Source organism: Microaerobacter geothermalis (assembly GCF_021608135.1).
Lineage (GTDB): Bacteria > Bacillota > Bacilli > DSM-22679 > DSM-22679 > Microaerobacter > Microaerobacter geothermalis.
Window position 1 is genome coordinate 1 of record NZ_JAKIHL010000019.1, and the last position, 22455, is coordinate 22455.

At 43.6% G+C, this 22455-nt stretch carries 16 protein-coding genes and 1 pseudogene; 14 read left to right on the plus strand and 3 right to left on the minus strand.

From position 1 onward, the window contains the following. Window positions 1-432: 432 nt before the first annotated feature. From L1765_RS08590 to L1765_RS08640, 10 genes are all read left to right on the plus strand, one after another. Window positions 433-864: an MFS transporter gene (locus tag L1765_RS08590; RefSeq protein ID WP_329610002.1), complete on the plus strand. Its 432-nt coding sequence runs from the start codon at window positions 433-435 to the stop codon at window positions 862-864. A 27-nt stretch (window positions 865-891) separates the two neighbouring features. After that, window positions 892-1551 carry a GntR family transcriptional regulator gene (locus L1765_RS08595; protein WP_236406349.1) on the plus strand — a complete coding sequence of 220 codons (660 nt, stop codon included), beginning with the start codon at window positions 892-894 and terminating at the stop codon, window positions 1549-1551. 61 nt (window positions 1552-1612) lie between these two features. Then, window positions 1613-2455, plus strand: a complete 843-nt coding sequence (locus tag L1765_RS08600; RefSeq protein ID WP_236406351.1) for an HpcH/HpaI aldolase/citrate lyase family protein — start codon at window positions 1613-1615, stop codon at window positions 2453-2455. Between the two features lie 139 nt (window positions 2456-2594). Then, window positions 2595-3932, plus strand: coding sequence for an MmgE/PrpD family protein (locus L1765_RS08605; protein ID WP_236406353.1), 1338 nt, complete (start codon window positions 2595-2597; stop codon window positions 3930-3932). Window positions 3933-3964: 32 nt separating this feature from the next. Beyond that, window positions 3965-4807, plus strand: a complete 843-nt coding sequence (locus L1765_RS08610) for a fumarate hydratase (protein ID WP_236406355.1) — start codon at window positions 3965-3967, stop codon at window positions 4805-4807. After that, entirely contained in the window at window positions 4776-5882 is a 1107-nt protein-coding gene (locus tag L1765_RS16115) for a Fe-S-containing hydro-lyase (RefSeq protein WP_329610001.1), read from the plus strand. The genes L1765_RS08610 and L1765_RS16115 overlap by 32 nt, the downstream gene beginning before the upstream one ends. A gap of 324 nt (window positions 5883-6206) precedes the next feature. Beyond that, window positions 6207-6989, plus strand: a complete 783-nt coding sequence (locus tag L1765_RS08625; protein WP_236406357.1) for an enoyl-CoA hydratase/isomerase family protein — start codon at window positions 6207-6209, stop codon at window positions 6987-6989. 22 nt (window positions 6990-7011) lie between these two features. Further along, on the plus strand, window positions 7012-8214 hold the full coding sequence (locus tag L1765_RS08630; protein ID WP_236406358.1) for a CaiB/BaiF CoA transferase family protein: 1203 nt from the start codon (window positions 7012-7014) through the stop codon (window positions 8212-8214). Window positions 8215-8390: 176 nt separating this feature from the next. Next, complete coding sequence (locus tag L1765_RS08635; protein WP_236406360.1) at window positions 8391-9548, plus strand: acyl-CoA dehydrogenase family protein; 1158 nt, start codon at window positions 8391-8393, stop codon at window positions 9546-9548. 13 nt (window positions 9549-9561) lie between these two features. Then, complete coding sequence (locus L1765_RS08640; RefSeq protein WP_236406362.1) at window positions 9562-10437, plus strand: hydroxymethylglutaryl-CoA lyase; 876 nt, start codon at window positions 9562-9564, stop codon at window positions 10435-10437. 104 nt (window positions 10438-10541) lie between these two features. On the opposite strand, the gene pyc is transcribed toward L1765_RS08640, so the two are convergent. After that, window positions 10542-13982 (minus strand): pyruvate carboxylase, encoded by a 3441-nt coding sequence (gene pyc, locus L1765_RS08645; protein ID WP_236406363.1) that lies wholly within the window; start codon window positions 13980-13982, stop codon window positions 10542-10544. A gap of 301 nt (window positions 13983-14283) precedes the next feature. Here pyc and L1765_RS08650 point away from each other — a divergent pair, with 301 nt between their 5' ends. Beyond that, window positions 14284-14457: a hypothetical protein gene (locus L1765_RS08650; protein WP_236406364.1), complete on the plus strand. Its 174-nt coding sequence runs from the start codon at window positions 14284-14286 to the stop codon at window positions 14455-14457. Window positions 14458-14533: 76 nt separating this feature from the next. Here the strand turns inward: L1765_RS08650 and L1765_RS15955 are convergent, their stop codons facing one another. Then, on the minus strand, window positions 14534-14662 hold the full coding sequence (locus tag L1765_RS15955) for a hypothetical protein (protein ID WP_268928794.1): 129 nt from the start codon (window positions 14660-14662) through the stop codon (window positions 14534-14536). Continuing rightward, window positions 14637-15296: a potassium channel family protein gene (locus L1765_RS08655; protein WP_236406366.1), complete on the minus strand. Its 660-nt coding sequence runs from the start codon at window positions 15294-15296 to the stop codon at window positions 14637-14639. Before L1765_RS08655 ends, L1765_RS15955 begins: the two co-directional genes overlap by 26 nt. Before the next feature lie 228 nt (window positions 15297-15524). Here L1765_RS08655 and L1765_RS08660 point away from each other — a divergent pair. The 3 genes and pseudogenes from L1765_RS08660 to L1765_RS08670 all read left to right on the plus strand — a co-directional run bounded on the left by L1765_RS08660 (window position 15525) and on the right by L1765_RS08670 (window position 22447). Then, window positions 15525-17048 (plus strand): annotated as a pseudogene (locus L1765_RS08660) (TIGR02677 family protein). A gap of 9 nt (window positions 17049-17057) precedes the next feature. Then, window positions 17058-18257, plus strand: coding sequence for a TIGR02678 family protein (locus L1765_RS08665; protein ID WP_236406367.1), 1200 nt, complete (start codon window positions 17058-17060; stop codon window positions 18255-18257). After that, complete coding sequence (locus L1765_RS08670) at window positions 18254-22447, plus strand: TIGR02680 family protein (RefSeq protein WP_236406368.1); 4194 nt, start codon at window positions 18254-18256, stop codon at window positions 22445-22447. The genes L1765_RS08665 and L1765_RS08670 overlap by 4 nt, the downstream gene beginning before the upstream one ends. The last annotated feature ends 8 nt before the right edge of the window (window positions 22448-22455 follow it).

Genomic DNA, 22455 nt, shown 5'->3' on the forward strand with positions numbered 1-22455 from the left:
AAAATAATCGAGCTAGCAAAAACCTATCAAGTGGGGAAAATCGTCATTGGCGAGATCAAAGAGATCAAACAGCATAATCCAATAAAAACCTTTGTCCAAATCCCAATTCAACGCTTTGTACAGATGAATATTACAACAAAAACAGACGAATAAAGAGGAGGCTATTTTGCACCAATCAAAATCAACTGATAAATGCAGATATTAACGGTAGTCTTAATATTCTAAGACAAGCCTATACAGGTATTCCCTATCTGATACAAGCAGTGAGGGATAATGGATGCGTGAACCATCCAAAGCGAATAAGGGTTGCCTGAACCATTAGGTGGAAACTTAAATACCAAACTTCGCTTGAAACAAATCTCTAATCTTTGATTAGGAAGCTCCCACTTCAAACGTGGACACGTTAAGTGGTGAGTAGTTCACTTGGTTTACGTGATGGGGATGATTGTCACACCATTGTTCGGTTTTCTTTCTCATCGACTGGGGTTGCTTAATCTGATACGGATTGGCGCCACTACAGGTATAATCGGAATCCTCCTATCGGGAGCAGAAGGGGTACTATGGATTGTCCTTGGCCTACTTCTCTTTACAGGGGGGCATTTTACCGCCCATTCTGCAGCCAGTAGTTGGATCGGCAGTAAGGCAAAACAGGGGAAGGGTGCGGCATCAGGAATGTATTTAGTATCCTATTACACGGGAGGCAGTTTAGGCTCCACGCTGCTTGGATATATTTGGTCAGAGTGGAATTGGAGTGGAGTGAAATGGGTGGTCATTTTGATATTGGCCTTTGTTCTTCCTTTGACATTAATCCTGTCCAAGCAAGAGAGACGTATGTCAAAATGGGAAACTGAGAATCATCGATAGACATGATTTATAGGAGGTGAATGTTCTTTGGGCAGACTAAGTGAGATCAAGCTGGATAACTCAACCCTTCAGGAAAAGGTGACAGCTACTCTCAGGGATGCCATCCTGAGTCAAAAATTTGCCCAGGGCGAACGTCTGGTGCAAGAGGAATTGGCTGAAATGCTGGGAGTCAGCCGGATGCCCATTCGGGAGGCTTTAAGAAGATTGGAGATGGAGGGTTTGGTGGAGATGGTTCCCCATAAGGGAGCAGTGGTCACCACGCTATCCCAGGATGATATTGAAGAAATCTACTATTTACGATCTAAAATGGAGGGACTGGCGGTCGAAAAGTCTCTTAACCACTTAAAAAAGGAAGATATTATCCTATTGGAAGAATTGGTGGAAAAGATGGATCATTCCATTAAAACCAACAATATACCACAATTTACTCAATTGAATGACCAGTTTCACCGTTTGCTTAGAAAGGGGTGCGAATGGAAGAGAATTGAAATGGTTATCCAGACTCTATGGAATGGTTACCCTCCTTATGCACCCAACCTCATGCCTGATACGATGAGTCAATCTAACCAAGAGCATAAAATCATGGTAGATACGGTGAAAGAGAAAGATCCGGTGAAGCTAAGGTCTATCATGGAGATGCATATCATACGGACTGGTCAGGCTATGCTAAAATATTTTAAAAAATAAGTTTCTTTTGTAGCTAAGATTGGATACAATATCCAAAGAGGAGAGAAAGAGGGGGGAATTCATGAGAAATATTCGTTCTTATCTTTTTGTCCCGGCAACAGATATTAGAATCATCGAGAAGGCTATTCGTTCCCAGGCAGAAGCGGTCATTATTGATTTGGAAGATGCTTTGGCCCTGGGAGAGAAGGAACAGGGAAGAGAGATTGCCTCCCATGGAATGTCTTTAGCCAGGGAGAAGCCGATTTTTGTGAGAATCAATGATGTGACGACTCCTTTCTGGGAAAAAGATTTGGAATGCGCTGTTCGATATGGGGCAAGTGGTATTGTTCTCCCCAAAGCCGAGAGGGGAGAGGATGTGAGAAAAGCGGGAGAGCTAATCCGTTCTTTACTCTCGGAAAATCGAACCTTTGAAATCTTGCCTATTATAGAATCAGCAGTAGGTGTGGAATTTGCCTTTGAGATTGCTTCCAGTGAACCGATGATTTCCCGTTTGGCTTTTGGCTCCATTGATTTTTCACTAGATATAGGGAGCCAAAGGACCGGGGAGGGAACGGAATTGTTGTATGCCCGCTCCAGGATCGTGATTGCTTCCAGGGCGGCAAAACTTAATCCCCCCATAGACTCCGTCTATCCCGATATCCATGATTCTGCCGGGCTGCAAAGAGAAGCAAACCATGCCAAGCAGTTAGGGTATAAAGGGAAATTGACTATTCATCCCAAACAGTTGGATGTAGTACACTCCGTTTTTTCTTATTCAGAACAGGAGTTGAAAGAAGCAAAGGAAATTGTGGCTGCCTTTGAGGAGGCTGAGAAAAATGGAATTGCTGCTATCTCTGTTAAGGGAAAAATGGTGGATTACCCCGTCTATAAACAGGCAAAAGCGATGCTAAACCAAAAATTATAAATTAACTTTCTTAATGATCTAGGCTGATCAATATCCACTTGTGAGCTGTTGGGTCATGTATGTTTCGTTGCGAATCGATAGATTGACTAGAATTTCAAATGAAATTGGAAGATTCAAATTAAGATGGGAGAGATGAAAGATGACTTACTCCAGAAAGTTTGCGGAGTATGTGGTAAACCATCGTTTTGACGGAATGACAGAAGAAGCGGTCCAGTTTACCAAACGATCAATCCTGGATTGGGTGGGTTCAGCTATAGCCGGAGGAAAAGAAAAACCAGCCCTGATTTTGAACCAAACCCTAAAACAATTTGGCGGAAATCCTCAAGCCACCAACTTTGTCAGTTTTGAAAAGACGTCCGCCCATTATGCTGCCCTTGTAAACGGAGGATCTTCACATATTCTAGAGTTGGATGATGTGCATAAAGCGTCGATTCTACATGCCGGGGCATCTATTATTCCAGCAGCCTTTGCCGCAGCAGAGTGGAAGAATGTAACGGGAAAAGAATTAGTGGAAGCAGTAGCCCTTGGGTTTGAGGTGGGGATCCGTATAGGTGAGGCGGTTACTCCTTCCCATTATGATATATTTCATACCACCGGAACGGTAGGAACCTTTGGTGCAGCTGCAGCGGTGGGGAAAATCCTTCAGCTTAGTGTGGAGGAGATGATCCATGCCTTTGGGAGTGCAGGAACCCAAGCTGCAGGGTTGTGGGAGTTTATAGAAGATGGGGCCATGAGCAAGCAGCTGCATCCCGCGAAGGCGGCTGCAAACGGATTGCTTTCTGCTGCTTTGGCAAAAGAACGGTTTACAGGAGCCACCCGTATCTTGGAAGGAAGAAGGGGATTCTTTGCCGGATTAGTAAAAGAAGTGAATACTTACCTTCTATTCCAGGGATTGGGCGAATCATACAAAATTGTAGAGAACACCTTTAAAATCCATTCCTGCTGTCGGCATATTCATCCCACATTAGACCTTCTGCAAGAAATGGTTCAAGAGCATGATGATTTATGGAATAGAATTGATCAGGTATTGATTGAGGTTTATCAGGTTGCTTTAAATATTACGGAAAAATATGATCCGAAAAGCGTCTATGAAGCCAAATTCAGCTTACCCTATGCCTCTGCACTCATGCTAAAAAAAGGAAAAGCCGGGTTAGATGAGTTTACTGAGGAAAATCTAGATGATCCCGAGATTAGAAACATGATGGAAAGAATTACTTTAAGGGTTAATGAAGAATATAACCAGCGTTATCCGAAGGTTTGGCCTGCCCGGGTTAGCATTCGTCTGAAAGACGGCACCATCCTGCAAAAAGAAACCTTTTATCCGAAAGGAGATCCTGAAAATCCTGCCACTGAAAAAGAACTCATCGATAAATTTTCCCAACTGGCTTCAAAGGGGTTAACCTCCAATAAGGTAAATCAGCTGGCGGAAATGCTAATGAACTTGGAGGAGGTAAAAGATGTCAGCCGGTTGGTGTAGACGTCATCAATTCTGTCATGGGAGGGAACATGATGCGGCAAATAAACTATAACAAAGTGGTGGATGCCGTAAAGGAGCTGTGTCAAAAAGCAAATACCCAATTAGGAGAAGATGTGTTGGATGCCTTTCAACGTGCCTTACAAGAGGAAGAATCTGAGTTGGGAAAAGACATCTTAAACCAATTGATAGAAAATGCTCAGATCGCTTCCACACAACATGTGCCCATGTGCCAAGATACGGGAATGGCTGTATTTCTTGTGGAACTAGGTCAAGACTGCCATATCGTTGGCGGAAGTATATATGATGCGATCTATGAAGGAATACGGCAGGGATATGGGGAAGGGTACCTTAGAAGCTCCGTTGTTCATGATCCCCTAAACCGAAAAAATACAGGGGATAATACCCCTGGTGTGGTTCATATTGAACTGGTCAATGGAGAAACATGTACCATTCATATGGCAGCCAAGGGATTTGGGAGTGAGAACATGAGCCGGTTAAAAATGTTAACCCCTTCCGACGGATTAGAGGGAGTAAAGGATTTTATCATAGAGACGGTAAAACTGGCCGGACCCAATGCTTGTCCTCCAATGGTAATCGGTGTTGGTCTCGGAGGGACCTTTGAAAAAGCGGCATATCTGGCGAAGAAGTCTTTATTTCGGAATATTGGTATCCGTCATGAAAGAAAAGACATTGCCCAGTTGGAATTGGATCTGCTCAAAAAAATCAATCAGCTTGGTATAGGTCCCCAGGGAATGGGGGGGAGGACCACCGCCTTGGACGTTCATATTGAGGTTTATGCCACACATATTGCCGCTCTGCCAGTGGCGGTTAATATTCAATGTCATGCCAGCCGCCATAAAACCGTTTCTATATAGTGAAGGAGACGAGGTGAATTCGATGGGAATTCAGCATTTAAGAACCCCTATTCCTGAAGATGTTCTTCCCACTTTAAAGACGGGAGACCGTTTGATGCTGACCGGAATCATGTATACGGCACGGGATGCCGCCCACAAAAGGATGTTTGAAAGCCTGTTAAAGGGAGACTCTCTTCCTTTTGACATCGTCGGCCAAACCCTTTACTATGTGGGACCCACACCAGCCAAACCGGGTGAGGTGATTGGTTCAGCTGGACCGACCACTAGTGGGAGAATGGATAAATATACTCCGAAGCTTCTTGAGATGGGATTAAAGGTGATGATCGGAAAAGGGAAAAGAAATGAGGAAGTGAAGGAAGCGATCAAGAGGCATCAAGCCGTGTATTTAGCGGCAGTGGGTGGAGCGGGGGCCCTTATTGCCCGGGCAATTAAAAAGGTGGAAGTGGTTGCTTATGAGGATTTAGGGACGGAAGCCATCCGTAAATTGGAAGTGGAAAATTTTCCAGTCATTGTTGCAAACGATATTTACGGAAACGATTTGTTCGAACTGGGAGGGAACAATTTCGAATCCAATGAAAAAGGAGGGAGAGCAGCGGTGGTTACAGAAACACTCGTCCACAATTTGCTTCACACAAGTTATGAGGATCTTCCGTCAGAAACCATAGAGGAAGCCAAAAGAAGTCTCCTCAATTGGCTAGGAGTTGCCATCGGAGCAGTTGATCATCCGTCGGTGGATATGGTGCTGAAGGTGGCCCAATGGGTTGGAGGGAATGAACAAGCTACAATTTTGGGTCGAGGATTAAAGACAAATCTATTGTTTGCTTCTCTGGTGAATGGGATGTCATCCCATATCTTTGACTTTGATGATACCCTGTTGGAGACGGTTCTTCATCCAAGCGCCCCGGTTTTTCCGGCCATATTAGCCTATGTTGAAACGATGGGATTGTCGGGAAAAGATGTCCTCTTTGCCTTTGTACTAGGATGTGAGGTGGAAGCCAGATTGGCAAAATGCCTTTACCCTTCCCATATCTTCTTCACAACAGCAATTCTTGGTTCAGCAGGTCTATCAATTTGATCAAATTCATGATTTGCGAGAATTTTTCATCCAAACTTATCCAGAGTCTTAATACAATTTGTTCTTTAAATCTACTTCCTGTGTTATATGGACAGAATTAAAGAATTCACTTAGGACAGCCTTCGAGTTCGTACTGAGCGTAGGGTTGAAGAACGGGAATCATCCTTCAAACTGGCTCCACCTATGAAATACCCAAATGTTTTAGAGGGCCCCGTTCTTCAGACTAGAGGCGAACTTTTTCACTTCTTGCTCGAACTCGACAAGCAGACGTGTGAATCTTTAATGCCACATCTATAACGAATAAAAACAAGAGGAGTGAAGGGAATGTCACATGTTGAATGGAAGAGAATTGGGGCAGAAGGAACAATTGCCGAAATTGTGTTAAACCGTCCAGAAGCTAGAAATGCCTTTAACACGGAAATGGCCAAACAGTTACTGGAGGTTTGTAAAACCGTCGGGAATTCCGATGTTCGGGCGGTATTGCTTACTTCCTCAAATTCAAAGGCTTTTTGTTCAGGGGCTGATCTGAAAGAAAGAAACAATATGACGGAAACCGAGTGGCGTGATCAGCACAAGCTTTTCGAAGAAATGTTTTACGCCATTGCAGATATGCCACAACCAGTAATTGCGGTAGTGGATGGGTATGCATTGGCCGGAGGATTTGAATTGGTCCTTAATTGCGACATGATTGTCGCAGCGAAAACGGCAACCTTTGGCTTGCCTGAAGTCACCCGGGGCATCATGCCAGGTGGTGGCGGATCCCGTTTACTGTCAAAACGGATCGGGGTTCATCGGGCAAAGGAATGGCTCTGTACAGGACGTTTTGTCTCGGCTGAAGAGGCAGATCGTGCTGGTTTGTTAAATCGATTAACAGATTCCGAGAATCTTAAAAAAGAAGCACTGGATCTTGCCGAAATGATTTCCCGAAATGCTCCTCTGGCTGTCCAAGCCTGTAAAGAAGCCATTGATAAACTGTTTGGCATGGATGATAAAGAGGCAAGAGTAGAGGAAATTGTATTTTATAACCGCTGTGTCGATACAGAGGATCGTTTGGAGGGGGTAAGGGCCTTCGTGGAAAAACGGCCACCTCGTTTTCAGGGAAAGTAAGCTAATAGAAAGGAGAAAACTAATGTCTGAAATCGAAAAACGGGGACCTCTCCATGGAATACGGGTTCTGGATCTGACCAGCAATATTTCAGGCCCCAGTGCAACGGTTATTCTTGCCGACTTGGGGGCGGAGGTTATTAAGATCGAACGACCAAAACAGGGGGATGATGCCCGGGGGATGGGTCCCTACATCAACGGAGAATCTGCTTATTTTCTGGCGATAAACCGCAACAAACAATCGGTGGTCATCGATATTCGCCAACCGGAAGGGCAAGAGCTAATACGCCGCTTAGCCCGACAGGTGGATGTAATGGTAGAGAACTTCCGTCGGGGAGTCCTCGAGAAATACGGCTTGGATGCAGCATCTTTATCTCAAATAAACCCTCGACTCATATTCTGTTCATTATCTGCTTATGGGGAAGAGGGTCCTGAAAGGGAAAAACCAGGTTATGATGCCGTTCTTCAAGCTAGGACAGGGATGATCAGCATTACCGGGTCAAGACCGGATGAACCGGCGAGATCAGGGGTTTCCGTATTGGATATGGGCAGCGGTATGTGGAGTGCCATGGCCATTTTGGTGGCCTTATATCACAGAAGCCAAACCGGGGAGGGGCAAATAGTGGGAACCTCTCTCTATGAAACCGGAATCTATTGGATGAATTATCACTTGCTTGCCTTTCAGGCCAACGGAATTGACCCGGTTCCACAGGGAACCTCCCATACGGCCTTTGCCCCATATGGGGCGTATAAAACAGCGGATGATCTGCTGTTGATCGGTATTTCTAATGACTCTCTGTTTCGCCGGTTGGCAAAGGCTCTGGACCATGAAGATTGGGCAGAGGATGAACGGTTTGTCCATAATCATGACCGTTTGGCCCATCGGCAAGAGTTGGATCAATTATTGAAAGATTGCTTAGAGAAGAAACCCTGTGAATTTTGGCTGGAACAATTGGATCGGGCTGGAGTTCCCTGTTCTCGGATTCAAAGGGTATCCCAGGTGATGAATGATCCCCAATTTCAGGCGTTAGGAATGATGGAAACCGCTCCTCATACCTCAATTGGATCGGTCCGTGTTCCCCGATTGCCCATCCGGCTAGAGAAGTCTCCCAGTTTGATCAAAACAGGGGCACCGATGATAGGGGAACATACGGAAGAGCTCCTTCTCCGTTATGGATTAACTGCGGAGGAAATCAAAGCCTACCGTGAAAAAGGAATCATTGGTTAAAACTAGTAACTACTAAGGATAGCCTTCGAGTTCATGAAAAGCGAAGGGGCCTAAACGTTTTTGAGGGCTCCATTCTTTAGGTTGGAAGCGGACATTAATACTTTTTTATTGAACTCGACCAGCAGACGTGTAAATCTTTAGTCCCGCATCTACAGAAAAAAATGGAGGGATAATTTATGAGAGACTATTCAATTTATGATGATTTACGAGAAGGGGTTCGGGCCATATGCAAAAATTACCCTGACAGTTATTGGAGGGGATTAGAGGCAACCCATGCCTATCCGGAGGAATTTGTAAATGCGTTGACCAAAGCCGGGTATTTGGCTGCTCTGATTCCGGAGGAATATGGCGGATCAGGGTTGAGCTTGACAGAAGCGTCCATCATTATGGAAGAAATCAACCGTTCAGGTGGAAATTCCGGGGCGTGCCATGCCCAGATGTACATCATGGGAACCCTGCTGCGCCATGGTTCCAAGGAACAAAAGGAGACCTATTTGCCTAAAATTGCCGATGGCACGCTGCGTCTGCAGGCCTTTGGCGTAACCGAGCCAAATACCGGAACAGACACTACTCAATTAAAAACAACCGCCATACGAAAGGGCGACAGATATATCGTAAATGGACAAAAGGTGTTCATATCCCGGACGGAACATTCCGATTTAATGCTGCTTCTTGTTCGGACCACTCCGCTGGATCAGGTAAAAAAGAAAACCCATGGCTTATCCGTGCTGCTCGTTAATCTTCGGGAAGCCGTTGGAAACGGAATTACCATCCGTCCCATTCGGACCATGATGAATCATGCGACAACTGAGCTGTTTATCGAAGATTTGGAAGTTCCTGTTGAAAATTTAATTGGGGAAGAGGGAAAGGGATTTTCTTATATTTTGGATGGGATGAATGCGGAGAGGATCCTGATCGCTTCAGAATGTATTGGCGACGGACGCTGGTTTATCGAACGGGCCACCCGTTATGCCAATGAACGGGTTGTCTTTCAGCGACCCATTGGTAAAAATCAGGGAATTCAATTCCCCATTGCAAGGGCTCATATCCATGTAGAAGCAGCTGATCTGATGAGATTCCGGGCGGCAGAACTGTTTGATGCAGGAAAACCTTGCGGTGCAGAAGCCAATATGGCAAAACTGCTGGCAGCCGATGCTTCATGGGAAGCAGCGAATGTTGCCCTGCAAACCCACGGGGGGTTTGGTTTTGCCGAGGAGTATGACATTGAGCGGAAGTTTCGTGAAACGAGGTTGTACCAGGTGGCGCCCATATCTACCAACTTAATTTTGTCTTATATTGCGGAGCATGTGCTGGGTCTCCCCAGGTCATTTTAATGGGGGGGATATGATGAACATCCCAAAATCAGTTGAGATCATTGAAGTCAGCCCCCGTGACGGGCTTCAAAATGAACCGAAGCCGATTTCCACTGAACAGAAAAAAGAACTGATATCCAGGTTGGCCAACCTTGGCTTTTCACGGATAGAGGCCACTTCATTTGTCCACCCCAAATGGGTGCCGCAGATGGCTGATGCTGAAGAAATTGCCAATTTCTGCAATGGATTGGGCATTACATTTATTGCATTGACTCCTAATATCAAGGCGGTACAGCGGGCCATTGAAGTAAAAGTCCCTCAAATTGCCGTGTTTATTGGGGCAAGTGCAGCCTTTAATAAAAAGAATATCAATAAGACGACAGATGAATCTTTGGATGAGTGTGAGGAGATTTTTAAAAAAGCAAAGGAACATGATATCTTTGTTCGGGCCTATGTGTCAATGGCATTTACCTGCCCTTATCAAGGGGAGGTGACCTTTGAGGAGGTTCAACATGTCTGCCAACGATTTGTTGACCTGGCTGCCGATGAAATAGTGATTGCCGATACCAATGGTTATGCCAATCCCCGCATGGTGTATGACCGGTTTTCCCGGCTCAGGGATCTTTATCCGACAGCGGTATTTGCCGGTCATTTCCATGATACGCGAAGGATGGCCCTTGTAAACACACTGGCTGCGATGCAGGTGGGTATCGACAAATTTGACAGTTCCATGGGGGGGTTGGGCGGATGTCCTTATTCTCCAGGAGCTTTGGGAAATGCGGCGACGGAGGACCTGCTGCTCATGCTGGAGGAAATGGGAGTGGAAACAGGACTTTCATATGATCAGGTGAAAGAAGTGAGTCCCTTTGCCAAATCCCTTTCCACTAGAGCCACTTACCCAGGGGTTTAGCGCCACTAAATTGGTTAGCTCAACAGAAATGCACCGTTTTTATTTGAACGGTGCATTTTCATTTTTACTTACATCTATCGACCTTTATTACAACATGAATTTCACTATTCTAACACACAAAGCAGATCTCCCGTTTCGATCGTATCTCCTTCTTTTACAAGGATTGCCTTAACCGTTGCGTCATGGGGAGCCTGAATGGTGGTTTCCATCTTCATCGCCTCGGTTACAAAGAGATGCTCTCCTTTCTTCACTTTATCCCCGGCTTCCACCATGATTTTTAATACCTTTCCGGGCATGGAAGCACCGATTTGATTCGGATTGGAAGGATCCACCTTCTCTCGCTTCTGGATCGTTACTTTGGCCGATTCATCCCGTACCTTTACTTCCCTGGGCTGACCGTTGAGTTGGAAGTAGATGGTTCTTGTTCCGTCGTTGGCTAATTCTCCGATGGAGATCAGCCGGACAATCAGCGTCTTTCCCTTTTCAATCTCAATGGAGGTTTCTTCTCCCAATCGGAGTCCATAGAAGAAGGTGGGGGTATTCAACACCGATACATCACTAAATTCTTGGGTATGTTTTTCTTTTTCCAGAAACACCTGAGGATACATGATGTAGGAGAGGACATCATATTCGGTAATCTCCCGATTTAGCTTCCCTTTTAATTCCTCTTTAATTTTCTCAAAGTCAGCAGGGGGGAGCAGTTCTCCCGGTCTGCAGGTGAAAGCCTCCCGTCCCTTTAAAATCACTTTTTGGAGCTTTTCCGGAAAACCACCGTAGGGTTGACCGAGATAACCTTGGAAAAATTGGACCACAGATTCGGGAAAATCCAAACGGTCTCCCTTTTCATAAACATCCTGTTCCGTCAGGTTATTTTGCACCATGAACAATGCCATATCTCCCACCACTTTGGAGGAAGGGGTTACCTTCACGATATCCCCGAACATCCGGTTGACGGTGAAATATGCCCTTTTCACTTCATCCCAACGATCTCCAAGACCAACGCCCTTGGCCTGCTGCTGCAGATTGCTGTATTGCCCGCCGGGCATCTCATGGAGGTAGACTTCGGTATTGGGGGATTTCATGCCGCTTTCAAAGCCTTGATAGTAGTGGCGGACATCTTCCCAATAATCGCTTAGTGTTTGCAGATTCCTGGCAGATAGCCGGGAATCCCGTTCATGATGCTTTAATGCACTTACCAAGGCATTCAGACTGGGTTGTGAGGTAAGTCCGGACATGGAGCTTACCGCCGCATCCACTATATCAACTCCGGCTTCCACTGCTTTGAGCAGCATTGCCCCTCCATTTCCGCTGGTATCATGGGTATGAAGGTGAACGGGAATGCCGATTTCTTCCTTTAATGCTTTGATCAACTTTTCAGCAGCATATGGCTTTAATAGTCCAGCCATATCCTTGATGCCCAGAATATGTGCCCCTGCCTTTTCTAATTCCTTTGCAAAATTTACATAGTATTGAAGGTTGTATTTATCCCGGCTTTCATCCAGGATATCTCCGGTATAGCAAATCGCTGCCTCCGCGATTTTTCCTTCTTCTCTTACCGATTCAATGGCCAGTTTCATCCCTTCCAGCCAGTTCAAGCTGTCAAAGATGCGGAACACGTCGATTCCTGCACGGGCAGAAACCCTGACGAACTCTCGAATAACATTATCCGGATAATTGGTATATCCAACGGCATTTGCACCACGAAGCAACATTTGGAACAAGATATTGGGTACCTTTTCCCTTAATTGGATGAGACGGTCCCAAGGATCCTCCTTCAAAAAGCGCATGGATGTATCAAAGGTGGCTCCGCCCCACATTTCAAGGGAGAAGAGATTAGGAACCAGCTTGCCGGTGGCCTCTGCGATTTGTAAAAGATCATAGGTGCGTACTCGGGTTGCAAATAATGACTGGTGGGCATCGCGGAAAGTGGTGTCTGTAATCAATACCTGATGTTGTTCCTTGATCCATTGAACCAGTCCTTCAGGCCCCCCTTCATCAAGAATTTGTTTTGTTCCTCTTGGGTAAGGCTGATCATAAGAGGTTTTTGGAATCCTTGGTTCAGAAAAGGACGGTTTTTTTCCTTTAGGGAGGCCCGGATACCCGTTTACAATGGTCTTTCCAATATAGGAGAGCAGCTTGGTTCCCCTGTCTTTTTTTATTGGAAAAATGAATAGCTCGGGTGTGGTATCAATAAAGGAAGTATCGTAATTTCCACTGAGGAAATCGGGATGTTGCACCACATTTTCCAAAAATGGAATATTTGTTTTTACCCCGCGAATCCGAAACTCTTTAAGGGTCCGAAACATCTTAGCTGCGGCCTGTTCAAAGGTAACAGCCCAAGTGGATACCTTTACTAATAATGAATCGTAAAAAGGGGTAATGGTTGCTCCGGTAAACCCGTTTCCGGCATCTAGGCGGATTCCAAATCCTCCTCCTGTACGGTAGGCCAGAAGGCGGCCGGAATCTGGGAAAAAGTTGTTTTCAGGGTCTTCGGTTGTGATCCGGCATTGAATGGCATATCCCCGCATGTCAATTTTGTCCTGAGTGGGAATTCCCACCTCTTTGTCATGGAGGGCATATCCTTCGGCAATGCGAATCTGGGATTGGACGATATCGATACCGGTGATTAATTCTGTAATGGTGTGCTCAACCTGGATACGGGGATTCACTTCGATAAAGTAAAACTCTCCATCAGGAGTAAGGAGAAATTCCACCGTACCCGCATTGATATAGCCCGCTTCCCTCATGATTTTGATCGCAGCATGACAGATTTTTTCCCTTAGTTCTGCCGTTAATGAGAGACTGGGAGCTACTTCTACTACTTTTTGGTGACGGCGTTGAACGGAACAATCCCTTTCAAAAAGGTGAACCATATTTCCATGTTGGTCGGCAATGACCTGAACTTCAATATGCTTCGGCCTTTCGATAAACTTCTCCATGTAAACCTGGGGGTTTCCAAAGGCAGACCTTGCTTCGGACCGGGCTCTGTTTAACGCTTCCTCCAGGTCTTCATGCTTTCTAACAATGCGCATTCCCCGTCCGCCGCCGCCAGAGGCTGCTTTGATGATAATCGGATACTTCGCCTTCTTGGCGAAGAATAGGGCATCTTGCAGATGCTCTATGGGCTCTTCTGTCCCGGGAATGACGGGAATACCCGCCTGAATGGCCAATTTCCGGGCCTCCATTTTGTCCCCAAATTGATGGATGACCTTTGGAGTAGGACCGATAAAAATGATTCCCTCATCTTGGCATCTCTGGGCAAATTGGGCATTCTCCGCAAGAAAGCCGTATCCCGGGTGAATGGCGTCCACATCATGTCTTTTGGCAATTTCAATAATCTGATCCATATCCAGGTAAGCTTCAATGGGTCCCTTTCCCTCACCAATCAGATAAGCTTCATCGGCTTTGAACCGATGGAGGGAATCTCCATCTTGCTCAGAATACAAAGCAACGGTTCTGATCCCCATTTCGGTGCAAGCCCTGAAAATACGAATGGCAATTTCCCCTCGGTTGGCAACAAGGACCTTTTGAATCTTTTTTACCATATTCATCCCCTCTCTCTATCTAACAACTGTAGAAGTAGAACTAAAGAATTTACATGTCCATTCGTTAAGATCTACATTAGATACATCTTTAGCCCTTTAAAACGGTAATTAAACTATATAGTATCACAAACATTCAAATTGATGAAAGTAGCGAAAAGATTTTTTAAATAAATCAACATTCCATAAAATAGCATATCAAAATTCATTTATTTTTTATTAGATTTTAAGGTTAATTTAAGCTTCCCCTTTTATGATGAAATTATGAAAAATAGATTAGTCGGACAGAGAGGAGGAAGCAAAAATGGAATGTCCAATTTGCCAAAATAAATATGTTGGTGAAATTACCCCTAAACGTTATTTTTGCGCACATTGTTGTATAGAAATAGAAGATAGGGATGAAAAACTTGTAGTATACCATATTACAGAGGATGGGAATACGGTGAGAATGAGGGTGGTTCATCAGACCGCTTCGTAAAGAGCCTATTCAGAAATGGGGATAATAGGGCAATTTTTACCGGACTTTTTGAACATCCTCTAAGAGGGTTAAAAAGTCAATGGCCTCTCATCTTCCTCAGCATTCGAATAAGGTCTTCCGTTTCAGCCTCAGATAAATTCTCTATCTGATCCACTTTTTCTTTAATTAAATCTTTAATCTCATGGGAAATGGACTTTTGATTCATTTCCTTTTTTTCCCAGTTCATGTTTAAACAAGGTCTGGGTGAGGTGGCTGGCGATATTTGCCGTCAATGTTCCAATGAGTCCAATTCCTGTAAACATCAGCAGGACAGCAAAGATCCTCCCTCCATCTGAGGAGGGGAAGATGTCTCCATATCCCACCGTCGTTGTGGTAACAATCGCCCACCATAGGGCATCTCCGTAAGTTTGAATGCTGCTGTTGATGTCCTTTTCCAACAAGTATACACCAAAGGATGTCCATAGAATAACAAAGCTGGTTACAATTAGGATCATTTGAATTTCCCTTGTGCCCAGCAGACCCCTTAAAAAAGGAGAGGTGCGAATGATTCGGATGAGCCGGACAATCCGCATGATCCTCGCCGCCCGGAAGAAGGCATCAAAGGGAATCATGGCAATCAGGTCAAACCAGTTCTCCTTTACAAATTGCCACTTCTTTTCTGCTCGATAAAGGCGAATGAGATATTCCAAGGCAAAAAAAGAAATCAGTCCCCAATCAAACCAAATCAACATTCCCTTTGTAAGAAGGGTGCTTTGGCTGGTATCTGTAAATATCAGGATAATATAAGTGATGACTAAAAGTATAATAAACACTTCATACAATGGTTTGATCAGTTTCACGAATGATTCCCCCCGATGGAGCTATTCCACTTTATATATTAACATACCATGACCTTTCCAGAAATTATTTTGTGATAACGTCAGACGTTGTGTTGTATTTATCCTGTGGTAAAATATTGTTGTGGTAGTTTTTCGAATGGATGAGATAGTGACTATCGTTAGATTGCTTTATAACAAACGGGGTTGAATTCGTTCGTTGTGACTGGAATCGTAATGGAGAATTAGGAAGTGATTTCATTGGAAGAAAACCTGTATCGGCCGATTTCGGAAGTAACCTATCTTACGACAGATAATGCCTGGAGATATCGTGCAATTCTCAGATATTTCTATCAACAGCACGAAAGACTCCGACATTACCTGTTTCCGGAAGAAGTATATGAATACTTAAAACAAAACCCTTATTTTGAAGACTATTCCGAAGAGAAGCTTCAACAGGACCTGAATCAACTTGTTGAATGGAAAAACTTGATTCCCCGTCAGGATACTGGAAAAGTAACGACAATTGAGGAGTTTAAGAAGAAAAAATTTCGTTACCAGTGTACCCCCTATACCGTAGAAATTGAACGAATGGTCCTAGGATTGGAACGAATGGGGGATTCATTCGGGGGATCCTTAGAAAGATCCCTTTTTGAACGATTATTGGATTCTCTTATGAAACTAACTTCTGTTGAGAATAGCCCTTTCCGTGATAAAAAAGAACAATCCTATAGGATAGATCGATTAACAGGAGAAGAAGCCAACCAGATTTGGGAAGAAATGTATGATCATTTTCGTAAGCTTGTAGAGAATGCAACCGATTATCTTGCCCATTTAGAAAGCGAAAAAGTGGAAGAGATGATGATGACAGAAGCTTTTCTTGTTTATAAAGATTCTTTAACCGAATATTTGCGTAATTTTATGACCTCCTTACAACGTACTTCTTTAAAGATTGAAACCATTCTGTTGGAAACTCCAGATGATTTAATCGAGCGAGTCATTGATCGAGTTGCCGATTATCAAATGAGTATTCCACGCTTGACAGTGCAACAAAGTTTGGATGAATGGAAGGTGAAATTTAAAGAACAATGGAAGAGTATCAAGGGATGGTTCTTAGGTAGAGATCGTGTGGACAGTGAACTCATCTATCTGCAAAACAAGACAAATGAAACGATCCGAAAAATTACACGATTTGCCCAGAGACTTGGTGAGAGACATCATAATTTCCGCAGCAGACGAAAAGACTATCTCCACTTGGCTGAATGGTTTAGTAAGCTTGAAGATGTTAAGGAAGCCCATGAATTATCAGCTTGCGTATTTGGGGTGTTTCATACCAGACATATATATGCAGAGACAAAAGCAACGGAAGATATTTACACTGAAATATGGGATCACCCCCCAACCGTCTTAACAATTAAACCCAGGATTCGTAATTATCGAGAGAAAATCCGCACAGGTGCAGTAATCAGCAGGGAACAGGAGAAACAAGCAATGCTGCAGGAATATCTGAGGGAGAGAGAAGCGGAACGTCAGTTAGTAGAGGAAATGATCTGAAATGATCGAATTATTGTTAGCGAGCTGCCACATCTTAATCCCTACGCCCGCAAAACCCTTTTAAGCTGGATTAGTAAATGTATGAGTAACTCAGAACGAGTTGCTAAAACGGAAACAGGTCGTCAATTTAAGTTGTTAACCCTTGATCAATCACGGATTCGTCTAAAATCCGATGACGGAATTTTACAGATGCCCAATTATGCCTTTATTTTTTTGGATTAGGAGAGAGAGATGGAACTGGATAAAGGACAAAAACTCTTTGATGAGATGGCCAAAGAAGCATTGGAATACTTATTGGAACAGTTCTGGGTTTTACGGGACAAAGAACCAGATAAATACCAGATGATCCGAGAACGGGAACATGTACTAAGGACTTATTGTCTTGAAAAACTGGGGTATCGGTTAATTGTTCACCGCTATTTTGCTAAATTAGAAAAAATCCCAGCTGTTCCTGAAAGTTGGATGGGAATCCAAATGTTTAAACAACCTCGGGATTATGCCATCTTTTGTTGCCTGTTCGCTTACTTGGAAGGGAAGGCTGTGGATGAGCAGTTTTTGCTTTCCGATCTTTGCGAAGAACTCCAAGGGATGTGTCCTGGTGAGGAAAGATTGGATTGGACTCACTATGAACACCGAAAATCCTTAGTTCGTGTTTTACGGTTCTCTGAGGAACAAGGGGTTATCCGAGTAGTAGATGGGGAGATTGAACATTTTAGTTTTGAGGAGAATCATGAAGTTTTGTACGAAATACCATTAGTTTCCCGATATTTTATGCGTTCTTATCCGAAGGACTTGTTTCAATTTCATACGAAAGAGGAGATTCTGGATGCAGAGTGGTTGGAGGAAGGGGAAGAGCAAACCGGTACCCGTCGTCGACATCGTGTGTATCGAAAACTACTCCTCTCTCCAGTCATGTACAGCACGGGCGCTCAAGATGCCGATTTCCTTTACTTGCGCAATTACCGAAATCGGATCCAGGAAGATTTAGAAAAACACACGGACTATCGATTAGAGCTATATAAAAATGCAGCACTCCTAAGTATTCCTGAAAGGAAGATGCGCTTAAATCTATTCCCGGAAAATCGGGGAATCATGGATATTGCGATTCAGTTTGCCGGCTTGGTTCGTGAAATTCGGAATAAGGAAGATATTCCTCTTCAATACGACGGAACATTACGCCTGACATGGATTGACTTCGAGAGGTGGGTGTCTTTGTGTAAACAGCGTTTCGCTGGTGGTTGGAGCAAAAATTATCGAGAAGCAACCATTCTTACCATTGCCCAAGATTTGTATCAACTTCTTGAAGAGTGGAAAATGGCAACCAAGGAACCTGATACTGGCGTCGTTGTCCTTTATCCATTAATCGCTCGAATCGTTGGGACATATCCGAAAGATTTCATCGAACAAAAAGGAGAGGGTGAAAGAGATTGAAGAAGAATAAATGGCAGCTTTATCGTGCAGGTGTCTTTAATTTCTGGTACTACGATGAAGAAGAATTTCACTTCTCCAATGGGAAACTGCTATTAAGGGGAAGTAACGGGTCTGGTAAGTCTGTTACCATGCAGAGTTTTATCCCCATACTCCTTGATGGGAAAAAAAGTCCGGATCGCTTGGATCCCTTTGGCTCTAAAGCCCGACGAATGGAAGACTATCTACTTGGGGAAAAAGATGTGATTGATCGGGATGAACGGACAGGTTATCTCTATCTGGAATATAAACGAGAGGGAACGGAGCAATACTTAACTACTGGAATTGGATTGCGGGCAAAACGCCATAGTCATTTGGATTTCTGGGGTTTTGTTATCCATGATAATCGTAGGATCGGGAAAGACTTTTTCCTCTATAAAACGGAGTACAGTATTGAAGAGGGGAAAGACCAGAAAATTCCACTCTCAAAAAGAGAGTTGGAGAATCGGATTGAGTTGGGTGGTAAAGTCGTTTTCACCCAATCCGAATATATGGAGCTTGTGAATAAATATGTGTTCGGCTTTGAATCGATTGAAGCCTATGAAGAATTGATAAAGCTCCTGATACAGCTTCGCAGTCCGAAGTTATCTAAAGATTTTAAGCCTACCGTTATTTATGAAATCCTGAATGAATCCCTTCCAGCCTTATCAGATGAGGAGTTACGCCCACTTTCTGACACCATTGAGAACATGGATCAAACAAAGCAACAACTAGACCAGCTCATGCGCGACCATCGCTCTTTATCTAAGTTATGCAAACAGTACGATCTCTATAATCAATTTACGTTAGTAGAGAAAGCGGATGGGCTTTTTCAATCCCGAAAAAAGAGGGACAAACTTCTCCGAAAAGGCGAGGATTTAAGACGTGATCTTTCCCAACAGCAGATTCATCAGGAAAATATTATCAAGCAGCTATCCGGGTTATCCCAAGAAGAACAGGTGTTAAAGGAAGAAGAGAAGCAGCTAAGGGAACATGATGTCTTCCGGGCAGAAACAGAAAAACAGGAACTGGAACAAAAGATTGCAGAAAAAAAGCAGCAATTGTCGGACAAAGAAAAGGCATTAGAGCAAAAAATACAAAGTGAATGGAAACTTCGCGATCAGATTTACTGTGAAGAAACAAATATCAAAAAACTTCAGGATCAGATCACTGGTCTTATAGAAACTCTTGATTGTGAGGCGAGTGAAGCTGAATATGAGTATCATACAATTGCCGTAAATGAATTTAAACGGAATCAGGATGGGGATTATGGGTTTGCTCTTTGGAAAAAGGAAGCCCAGGAATACGATGGTCAGCTAGAAAATATCCTTAAAGTCTTGAGGGAGCAAAGTAGAGCAAAGGAAAGGTATTTGGATGCAGATAAAGAGCTTGGGGAAGCAAAGAAAGCACTGGATTTAAAACGAAGCGAAGAAAAAAAATGGGAAAATCTATTTGAAGAAGAGAAAAAACGATTCTTGGAAGAGTTTCATCATTGGCGAAAGAGAAATACGACTTTATCATTAACCGACGACGATGTACAATCTACGGCTCAGCGTATTATGCAATATTATGAACCGTATCGAATGGAAGATGTTCGCTCCTTTGTAACCCAGGCATATCATCAACAATATCGTAAGCTCCTGGATGCGTTGGCCGAGAGTGATCAAAAACTACAAGTAAAGAAGCGAGAAATCGAAGAAAAGAAATTGGAATTACAGAATTGGAAAATGATGAAGGATCCGGAACCCCCTCGAAATCCACAGACCAATGAAGCAAGAAATAAGTTGCAACAAGAAGGAGTCCCTTTTGTTCCTTTTTTTGTTGCCGTTGAATTTCATGAGTGGGTTACCCAGGAACAACGGGAACGGATCGAATCGGCCATTTATCATATGGGATTATTGGATTCCCTTATCGTACCAGAACCTTATCTGGATCAAGTTCTTGATTGTGACCGAATCCTTCAACCGAATCCTCAACTGTTTGCCCATACTTTGGCAGACTATTTGCTGCCGACTTCTGTTGAGGGGGTAGAGGTGTCTTTAGAAGATATTGATAACGTTCTTCGAAGCATCCTTATCGATGAATCAGGGGAAAATGTAACATCCATCAGAGAGGATGGTACCTACCAAATTGGTCTTATTCGCGGACATGCTCCCAAGGAAGATCAATCGATTTATATTGGCAAAGAAGCCCGGCGCAAATATCGGCAACGGATGATCGACCAACTGCAGGAGGAATTGGAAGGGTTACAAAGGGAATATCAGCAGTTAGTAGAAGTTTCTTCTGGTTTACAGAAAAGTCAAAAACAATTGGAGACTGAATTAGAAGAATATCCATCGGATCAAGATGTATATGAGGCGTATCATACCCTCGTAGACATACGCAGACAAGTAAAAGGCTGCATCGATGAGGTAGAACGGAAGAATCAAAAGGTAAAAGAAACACTGGGAAAATGGGAAACGGTACGAAGTGAGTTGCGCAAGCTGACGGAGAACATTTCCATCGAGGTTACAGAGGAGGCCTATGAATCTGCAAGACGTTTTATGAAAGACTATTTAAAGGATTTACAAGAATTAGAACTCACGTATAAAGATTATTTCAACAGCAAACGGTTACTGCAACAGCTTCAAGAACGGTTAGATGAAATGATCCTTGATGTGGATAGTTTAAAAGGAGAGCAGAATGTTCTTGAAGGAGAATTAAGTAAGCTTACCAAGCTATTGGATCTGGTTCAGCATAGACTTCAGGAGCTAGGAGCCGACGAGATTCGTAAACGGATTACAGAAGTCATTCAACGACTAAGCGAAATTCCTAACGAAAAAGAACATTACATTGAGGAAAGAGAAAACGTTCGCCATCGAATCGAGAGAATTGAGCAAGAGATGACAGATCATCAAAGGGAACTCCAAATGGCACAGATCTTCTTTCAAAAATGGCTTCAAGTCTTTGAAGAGGATGACAAACTACAATTCGTTTCTCCAACGGAATCTGCCAGTTGGGAATCAGAGGAAAATATCATGAAACGGGCAAAAGCGATACTGGAGGAATTTGGACACCTTTTGACTGACTCCAATCTCGATAAGGAAAAGGTGACCGAACGATTAAATCGAGTCTATTATCAAGAACAGGGAGTCTTGGTTGAATATCGTCTTACGCAGGAAACCACCTTAGAAGTTACCGACTTACCTGTAATTGTTGATGATGAGATGTTACGAATACAAAGTGAGAATCTCCGGCAAAAATCCAGAAGAATCCAGCTTCTCATGGAGTATAACGGGAAACGGGTAAGTCCTTACTTCGTATTGAAGCAAATGGATCGTGATATAGCCCTGCAGCAACAAATCCTAAATGAAAAAGATCAAGAACTGTATGAAGAAATTATTATGAATAGTGTCGGAAGAATTATACGCGCCCGTATAAACCGTGCCGAAAAATGGGTAGAAAAAATTAACCACCTGATGAGCGAACGCGATACCTCAAGTGGGTTAACGTTCTCTATTGCCTGGAAGCCAAAGACTGCCGATGATGATGATGAGCTGGATACGAAAGAACTGGTTGACCTTCTCCGTTCTGACCCCCGTTTGTTGCGAGAAGTGGATATGCAGCGCATCACTCAACATTTTCGTTCCAAGATTCGTCGTGCAAAAGAGTTATTGGAAGATAAGGGGTATGGTGATACTCTTCATCAGTTGATTAAGGAGATGCTTGATTATCGTAGATGGTTTTCTTTTATTCTATATTATAGAAGAGAAGGGGAACAACGCAAAGAACTGACCAATCATGTATTCTTTACATTTAGTGGCGGGGAGAAGGCGATGGCCATGTACATTCCGCTCTTCTCTGCAGCCTATTCTCGTTACTTAGAAGCTAGAGAGGATGCACCGTACATTATCTCGTTGGATGAAGCATTTGCAGGAGTTGATGAAAATAATATTCGCGACATGTTTGACCTTGTAGAAAAACTTGGTTTTAACTATATTATGAACTCCCAAGCACTGTGGGGCGATTATGATACGGTATCTTCCCTTTCGATCTGTGAACTGGTTCGACCAAAGAATGCACCCTTTGTTACTGTGGTTCGTTACCATTGGGATGGAAAGGTACGTCATCTATTACACCAACAGGATGACTTTGAAGACGATTATGAAGAAGTAAGCTTAGCAGGGATAGAATGAAAGAGGGA